Annotated in this window: 8 protein-coding genes; all 8 read left to right on the forward strand. The window is 59.8% G+C overall.

From position 1 onward, the window contains the following. Positions 1–74: 74 nt before the first annotated feature. Entirely contained in the window at positions 75–1,079 is a 1,005-nt protein-coding gene (locus AC1DV6_RS14015; RefSeq protein WP_477978376.1) for a serine/threonine protein kinase, read from the forward strand. Next, on the forward strand, positions 1,076–1,990 hold the full coding sequence (locus AC1DV6_RS14020) for a PP2C family protein-serine/threonine phosphatase (RefSeq protein ID WP_477978378.1): 915 nt from the start codon (positions 1,076–1,078) through the stop codon (positions 1,988–1,990). Before AC1DV6_RS14015 ends, AC1DV6_RS14020 begins: the two co-directional genes overlap by 4 nt. A gap of 37 nt (positions 1,991–2,027) precedes the next feature. After that, a complete protein-coding gene (gene rph, locus AC1DV6_RS14025; RefSeq protein ID WP_477978380.1) occupies positions 2,028–2,756 on the forward strand; it encodes a ribonuclease PH in 729 nt (242 codons plus the stop codon). A gap of 42 nt (positions 2,757–2,798) precedes the next feature. Beyond that, positions 2,799–3,398 carry an RdgB/HAM1 family non-canonical purine NTP pyrophosphatase gene (rdgB, locus tag AC1DV6_RS14030; protein ID WP_477978382.1) on the forward strand — a complete coding sequence of 200 codons (600 nt, stop codon included), beginning with the start codon at positions 2,799–2,801 and terminating at the stop codon, positions 3,396–3,398. Between the two features lie 3 nt (positions 3,399–3,401). Beyond that, positions 3,402–4,640: a radical SAM family heme chaperone HemW gene (gene hemW, locus AC1DV6_RS14035; protein WP_477978384.1), complete on the forward strand. Its 1,239-nt coding sequence runs from the start codon at positions 3,402–3,404 to the stop codon at positions 4,638–4,640. A 44-nt stretch (positions 4,641–4,684) separates the two neighbouring features. After that, the gene (locus tag AC1DV6_RS14040; RefSeq protein WP_477978386.1) at positions 4,685–5,356 is read left to right on the forward strand and encodes a CBS domain-containing protein; all 672 of its coding nucleotides are present in this window, start codon (positions 4,685–4,687) and stop codon (positions 5,354–5,356) included. Continuing rightward, complete coding sequence (locus AC1DV6_RS14045) at positions 5,353–6,249, forward strand: YihY/virulence factor BrkB family protein (protein WP_477978388.1); 897 nt, start codon at positions 5,353–5,355, stop codon at positions 6,247–6,249. The genes AC1DV6_RS14040 and AC1DV6_RS14045 overlap by 4 nt, the downstream gene beginning before the upstream one ends. 542 nt (positions 6,250–6,791) lie before the next feature. Then, the coding region (locus AC1DV6_RS14050) for a helix-turn-helix domain-containing protein (RefSeq protein ID WP_477977693.1) at positions 6,792–6,933 on the forward strand (142 nt) is incomplete at its 3' end.

The following is a 6,933-nucleotide window of genomic DNA, read 5'->3' on the forward strand; positions in this document are numbered from 1 at the left end:
TACTTGGGAACGGCCCTGAGAATAACCCGGTTCAGACAATTTATAAGAGATTTCGAAGCCCACGCTGAAACACTATGTCAAAAGTCAAGCCAGCACCCCTACCCCCGGATACCACGATTGGCGGCTACCGCATCATCCGCAAAGTTGCGGCTGGCGGTTTCGGCTTGGTGTATCTGGCGCTGGATCCTGATGGACAGCAGGTCGCAGTTAAAGAATATTTGCCTTCTTCGCTGGCCACGCGCGCGCCGGGCGAACTGCTGCCACAAGTGCAGGCCGAGAAGCTGTCGCTGTATCGCCTGGGCCTGAAGAGCTTCTTTGAAGAAGGGCGCTCGCTGGCGCAAATCTCGCACCCCTCCGTGGTCAGCGTGCTGAACTTCTTCCGTGAAAACGAAACTGTTTACATGGTGATGAACTACCTGGAGGGCGCGGCCCTGCAGGACTTCATCGTCACCGCGCGCGACCTGAAGCAAAGCAAGGTGTTCCGCGAATCCACCATCCGCTCGCTGTTTGACGAAATCCTGCGCGGCTTGCGCATCGTGCACCAGCACAAGATGCTGCACCTTGACATCAAGCCCGCCAACATCTTCATCACTGACGACAACAAATCCGTGTTGATTGACTTCGGCGCTGCGCGGGAAGTGCTGAGCAAGGAAGGCAACTTCATCCGTCCGATGTACACGCCCGGCTTTGCCGCCCCCGAGATGTACCGCCGCGATGCGTCCATGGGCCCGTGGACCGACATTTACGCGATCGGCGCCTGCATCTACGCCTGCATGCAAGGCTACCCGCCCAATGAAGCGCCGCAGCGTCTGGAGAAAGACCGCATTGCGATGGCACTGGCCCGGTTGCGTGGTGTCTATTCCGACAACCTGATTGAAGTGGTTGAGTGGTGCATGTCGCTCGATCCACTGTCGCGCCCGCAGTCTGTGTTTGCGCTACAAAAGGAACTCAGCCGAGAAGGCGAGCGCAAGTACACCAAGCTCAGCATGTCTGAAAAAGTGCGCATGCAGTTTGACAACCTGGTGGCCGACAAAAAGGGCGGGGCTGCTCCCACTAATGTTGGGGCCAAACCTAAATGAAATTTTCCGTCTTTCAGATCAGCCGCAAAGGCGGACGGGAAAAGAACGAAGACCGGATGGGGTATTGTTATACCAAGGGCTCCGGTCTTTTTCTATTGGCCGATGGCATGGGCGGACATCCAGAAGGCGAAGTGGCTGCGCAGATCGCATTGCAAACCTTCTCTGCGCTGTACCAGAAAGAGGCCCGCCCGGAGATCGAAGACGTCACTGCGTTCTTCAAGATGGCCATCCTAGCCTCGCATCGCCAGATTCTGAAATACGCCGCTGAAAAGGGTCTGCCCGATACACCGCGCACAACCTTGGTCGTGGCTATTGTCCAGGGCGGCGCGGCCCATTGGGTGCATTGCGGTGATTCGCGCCTGTACATGGTGCGCCAGGGCGAGTTGCTGGCGCGTACGCGCGACCACTCGTACTCCGAACAGCAGCAGGCGGCGCGCCCGCATGCGCCGCTTCCCGAAGGCTTCAACCGCAACGTGCTCTACACCTGCCTGGGCTCACCGACCAAACCGGTGTTTGACGTCACTGGACCGGTGCAGCTACAACAGGGCGACCGCATCATGCTGTGCTCTGACGGGCTGTGGGGCTCACTCGATGACGCCGATATCGTTTACCACCTGGCGCAAAAGCCGGTCGCCAGTTCCGCTCCCGATCTGGTGGAAAAGGCTTTGCTGAAGGCCGGTTCGCACAGCGACAACGTCACGCTGATCGCAATGGAGTGGGAAACCCCCGACACCTTTGTCTCCACCCGCGGCAGCATCACCACCGACAGCATTGACGAAGGCGTATTCGCCTCGACCGTGCAAGCGGGTTGGCTGGACTCCACGGTCGATGATCTGGACGACGCAGCCATCGAGCGCTCCATCGCTGAAATCAATGCGGCCATCCGCCGCTCCGCCGCCAAAAAATCCTGACGCTTTTCGCGTCGCCTGTTTTCCCCGAGGTTTCTGCATGACTGAATTTGTCCGCAATGGCGCACGCGCCGCCAACGCCCTTCGTGCCGTGCGCATTGCCCGTGGTTACACCGTGCACGCTGAAGGCTCTGTGTTGATCGAATTTGGAGGCACGCGCGTGCTGTGCACCGCGTCTGTCGAAGAGAAGGTGCCACCGCACAAACGCGGCAGCGGCGAAGGCTGGGTCACCGCGGAATACGGCATGTTGCCCCGCGCCACGCACACCCGCAGCGACCGCGAAGCCGCACGCGGCAAGCAAAGCGGCCGCACGCAGGAAATCCAGCGGCTGATCGGCCGCTCGCTGCGCGCCGTGTTTGATCTGAAGAAGCTCGGCGAGCGCACTATTCATCTGGACTGCGACGTGCTGCAGGCCGACGGTGGCACGCGCACCGCTGCGATCACCGGTGCCTTTGTCGCTGCGCAAGACGCAGTCAACGGCCTGCTCAAAGCCGGCAAGATTGCCGAGACCCCGATCACCGCGCAAGTCGCCGCGATCAGCGTGGGCATTGTCGAAGGCACGCCACTGCTGGATCTTGAGTACACCGAAGACTCCGCTTGTGATACCGACATGAACGTTGTGATGACCGGCGCGGGTCACTTTGTTGAAGTGCAGGGCACGGCCGAAGGCGTTGCGTTTACCCGCAAAGAAATGGACCAACTGCTCGCGCTCGCCGAAAAAGGCATTGGCGAGCTGATGCAACTGCAACTCGAATCACTATCAAAATAGTAGCTGCTCACGCACGTTCCACGCGCGTTGCAGCCGTTTTTTATGAAGATCGTATTGGCATCCAACAACCGCGGCAAGCTGGCCGAGCTGCAAGCCATGTTCGCGCCGCTGGGTTGCGAATTGATTGCGCAAGGCGATCTTGGCGTGCCCGAAGCGCCCGAACCGTATCGCACCTTTGTTGAGAACGCCTTGACGAAGGCGCGCAACGCCGCGCAACACACTGGCCTACCTGCGATCGCCGACGATGCTGGCATCTGCGTTGACGCGTTTGGCGGCCTGCCGGGCGTGGATACGGCCTACTACGCCACGCAGTTTGGCTACCCCAAGAGTGACGACAACAACGTGAAGGCGCTGTTGGAACAAATGAAAGACATAACCAACCGTCGCGCTGCAATGGTCAGCACGCTGGTTGCGGTGCGCTCGCCGCAAGACCCGGAGCCATTGATTGCGGTTGGCAAAGTGCATGGCGAGATTGCGCCCGAGGCAATGGGCACGAACGGCTTTGGCTTTGATCCGGTGATGTGGATCCCCGAGTTCGGCAAGACCTTTGCGCAACTGCCCAACGAGGTCAAGAACGCACACAGCCACCGCGGCCGTTCCGCGCAGGCCATGGTCGCGCTGATCCGGGACAACTGGCTCTAAGCGATGCCTGTGATCCCGATCGCCCCGGCAACGGATGCAGCGCCACCGGTGCGCGACATCCAGCACTACATGCGCCCAGGCACGCTGCAGCTCAGCGCGCTGCCACCGCTCTCCTTGTACGTGCATCTGCCATGGTGCTTGAAGAAGTGCCCCTACTGCGATTTCAACTCCCACGAGATGCGCGCTGCGGAGATGCCCGAGCAGCGTTACATCGACGCAGTGATCGCCGACCTGGAGTCCGCGCTGCCGCTGATCTGGGGCCGCCATATCCACAGCATCTTCATCGGTGGCGGCACGCCCAGCCTGTTTTCACCGGCGGCGATTGACCGCCTGCTGGGCGACATCCGCGCAAGGTTGCAACTGGAGCCCGCCTGCGAAATCACGCTGGAGGCCAACCCCGGCACGTTTGAGAAAGAGCGCTTTCGTGGCTACCGCAGCGCTGGCGTCACGCGGCTGTCGGTCGGTGTGCAAAGTTTCAACGATGCGCACCTGAAGGCGTTGGGCCGCGTGCATGACCGCGCGCAGGCGCTTGCTGCGGTCGAAGAAGTGGCGTCGTCGTTTGACACCTTCAACCTGGACATCATGTACGCGCTGCCGGGCCAGACGATGGCGCAGCTCGATGAAGACATCGCCACCGCACTGCTATTCGCGCCGCCGCATATCTCCATCTACCACCTGACCATTGAGCCCAACACCTACTTCGCCAAGTTCCCGCCCGTCATCCCGGAGGACGACACGGCGTATGCGATGCTGGACCGCATCACCGAAGCCACCGGCGGCGCGGGCATGGAGCGCTACGAAGTGTCGGCCTATGCGCAGAACGGCCATCGCTGCAAGCACAACCTGAACTACTGGCAGTTTGGCGACTACCTCGGTATTGGCGCTGGCGCGCACAGCAAGCTCAGCTTCGCGCACCGCGTCGTCCGCCAAGTACGCTTTCGCGAGCCCTGGCTCTACATGCAGAACGCGCTTGCAGGCACGCCTATCGCACAGGAAGAGGAAGTGTCGCGCGCCGAGCTGCCGTTTGAATACATGCTCAACGCGCTGCGCCTGCGCAATGGCTTTGGGTTGCAGGATTTCATGGAGCGCACGGGTCTGCCTCTGAGCAGCATTGAAGCCGCGCTGCAACAGGGCGAGCGCAAAGGCCTTCTGGAGCGCGACTTTGCGCGCGTGCGCCCCTCGCAACGGGGCTTTGACTTTTTAAGTGACTTGCAGGAACTTTTCCTGTCCAATCAAAACTGATTGACACGCCCCATCGGGCGTGCGGTTCAGACGGAGGAGTTGCGATGTTCTCTGTATTCGGCAAAGGCGGGCGCATATTCCAGGGCTCCATGGAAGACCTGCGCCAGGTCCCGTCCATCGGCGCCGCAGCGCGCACCCGCGCCATCTTGCCCATTGGCCAGGACGGCCGAGACTCCTTCTCCAACAACCTGCAATCCGCCGCAGGCCACGCCTTGCCGCTGGACACCGTGCACCGCAGCGCTGTGCTCGCGTATGAGCAAACCAGCAAGCCCGCTGAGCGCCGCCCGCTGACTGTGGTCAGCGATGTGATGACGCGCAACGTGATCACGCTACCCGACAGCGCCACGGTAGAGCAGGCCTGGGAACTGCTCGCGCAAAAAGGCATTGGCCAGGCGCCGGTGATTGACGAGAGCCATATGCTGGTCGGCCTGCTGTCGCGCGCCGACTTGACCCGGCAAGACCGTCTGCCCGCGCCCGACAGCAATGCTGTTGCCTGGCGCGCCTTGCTCGCGCAAAGCGTGACCGACGTAATGTGGTCGCCCGTGCCAAGCGTGGCCGCGGATACCGACATCCGCCGCGTCGCCCGCGTGTTGCTCGACACCGGCTTGCCCGGCCTGCCCGTGGTCGATGACGCGGGGCTGGTGCAGGGTTTTGTGTCGCGCTCCGACATCCTGCGCGCCGTCGTGGCCGACCCGCCGCTAGACTTGTGGACTTGAAACCCTCACAAATCCCATCGCTGCTGCTGAGCAAAGCCACGCAGCACATCATCACGCACCCGCTGGAGTTCACGCTGCGCACCGTGCGCGGCTTCTTCAAGAACCAGGGCATGCTGATGGCCGGTGCCATCGCGTATTACGCGCTGTTGAGCCTGGTGCCGCTGCTGATTCTGTCGGTGACATTGCTGTCGCATTGGGTCGGCCAGGCCGCCGTGCTGGATGCGCTGGGGGTGTATCTGGAATGGTTGGTGCCCAGCCAGTCCAAGGCCGTGGTGAAAGATCTGTCGAACTTTCTGGACAACCGCGTGGCGCTTGGCGTAGTGCTCGGCGTGACCTTGCTGTTCTTCAGTTCATTGCTGTTTGGCCTGCTGGAAAAGGCCATGCGCATCATCTTCCCGCACCGTGGCACGACCCAAAAGCGTCATGCGCTGGTCTCGGCCATCCTGCCCTATTGCTTTGTGGCGATGCTGTGCGTAGGGTTGTTGGCGGTCACGCTGGTCACCACCGCTTTGCAGACGCTGGCGAAAGACAGCATCTTTTTTCTGGGTTTTGAGTGGTCACTGGTTGGCGTGTCGGGCTTCTTCTTCTACGTGTTCGGCGTATGCGTGGAAACCGCGATCATCGCCGTGCTGTACCTCACGCTGCCTGTAGGCCGCATGCCGCTGCGCCACGCGCTGATTGGCGGCTTCGCAGCGTCAGTGATGTGGGAAATCATCCGTCACCTGCTCGTCTGGTACTTCACCCACCTGTCCAAAGCCAGCGTGGTCTATGGCTCGCTCACCACCGCGGTGGTGATGCTCTTCTGCATGGAAATCATGGCCATCCTGCTGCTGATGGGTGCGCAGGTGATCTCGGAGTATGAGAGGGTTGAGCAGGAGTTGACGATTCAATAGTCGCAGGAATTCAATAAGAATCCTTGAACCTTGCAATCATTGATCTCGTCCTCCGAATCGACTTGTGAGCAGTACATAAGCACTACCGCTAAACCCCGGATGGGGACATTCCGGGGCCTACGGCAAACTCCACTGCTTTAACAATATCCGAATCATCTCGCAAGTCATCAAACAATGGCCAGCGAGCAATACCAAATCTATACGTCTTGTCCACTCGCAATTGATCACGAATGCACGCAAGCATGTCCCCCCTACGACCCATCAGCGCATAGGCTGCAATTTTTATAGTCCGCCCACACCCATTGGAAATCAACTTCTCTAAGCGCGAATTGTCCACTCTGCCTTTTTGCCGCTTCCTTGCTAACTCAAGATTGATCGTTTCAACTTCCGCCTCAGGGGTGTAGTGAATGGCATCCAAGTATTCGCGCGCGACTTTTGTTGATTTCCGTTGAAAACTGACCCACTTGAAGCAGTAATTTCCACCAAAAATTGACCCACGTAGGCCTTACCCTGCTAGTTTTTAAAGCAGGGGAATATTAGGAGTGATAGACGTGGCGACATTGAATGTCATCAGACGTTGGGCACTGCGAGAACAGATGTCCATCCGTGAGATTTCCAGGCGTACAGGCCTGGCTCGCAACACCGTGAAGAAGTACCTGCGATCCGACGAGAGTGAGCCTAAGT

Source organism: Rhodoferax sp. P2_H8_2 (assembly GCF_056403235.1).

Excerpts from the sequence above, each read along its gene's own strand:
- AC1DV6_RS14015 (WP_477978376.1), top strand. The coding sequence starts at position 75 with ATGTCAAAAGTCAAGCCAGCACCCCTACCCCCGGATACCACGATTGGC.
- AC1DV6_RS14020 (WP_477978378.1), top strand. The coding sequence starts at position 1,076 with ATGAAATTTTCCGTCTTTCAGATCAGCCGCAAAGGCGGACGGGAAAAG.
- rph (WP_477978380.1), top strand. The coding sequence starts at position 2,028 with ATGACTGAATTTGTCCGCAATGGCGCACGCGCCGCCAACGCCCTTCGT.
- rdgB (WP_477978382.1), top strand. The coding sequence starts at position 2,799 with ATGAAGATCGTATTGGCATCCAACAACCGCGGCAAGCTGGCCGAGCTG.
- hemW (WP_477978384.1), top strand. The coding sequence starts at position 3,402 with ATGCCTGTGATCCCGATCGCCCCGGCAACGGATGCAGCGCCACCGGTG.
- AC1DV6_RS14040 (WP_477978386.1), top strand. The coding sequence starts at position 4,685 with ATGTTCTCTGTATTCGGCAAAGGCGGGCGCATATTCCAGGGCTCCATG.